Origin of the sequence: Vibrio sp. T9, assembly GCF_003123985.1 — a bacterium.
Classification (GTDB): Bacteria; Pseudomonadota; Gammaproteobacteria; order Enterobacterales; family Vibrionaceae; genus Vibrio; species Vibrio diabolicus.
In genome coordinates this window covers 1-323 of the sequence record NZ_NIGY01000152.1, presented here as the reverse complement: position 1 = coordinate 323, position 323 = coordinate 1, and the positions used below count along the sequence as shown (strand labels likewise).

The window sequence follows — 323 nt, the reverse complement described above, 5'->3', positions numbered from 1 at the left end:
CGCTTGTCGTGATCCAGCCAGGGCATGTCCTTGGTGATGATCTGGGCCTTGCCGTCGGGACCCACGCCCGAAACGATGGCGAAGATGTCCGCGTCACCCTGGATGTTCGGCTCGTGGTCCTTGGTCAGATAGATGCGCTTGAGGATGGTCAGCTGCTCCGCCTTGGCGCCACTGGGGACGGCCGTGTTGCTGAGGGCGGTCACCGAAGCGGGGGAGGTCCTGTCGCTTTGCACGCCTCGATCACGGAGTGTTTCATTCATCACCGCAATGCCCGCACGCATTGCCGCGCTGCTATCGGACTCGATAAGCAGCATGGGCACCGC

General features: G+C 62.8%; 1 protein-coding gene. It reads right to left on the bottom strand.

The window, feature by feature from the left end:
* On the bottom strand, positions 1–323 hold a 323-nt coding region (locus CBX98_RS25865), incomplete at both ends, for a DUF3103 family protein (RefSeq protein WP_146192939.1).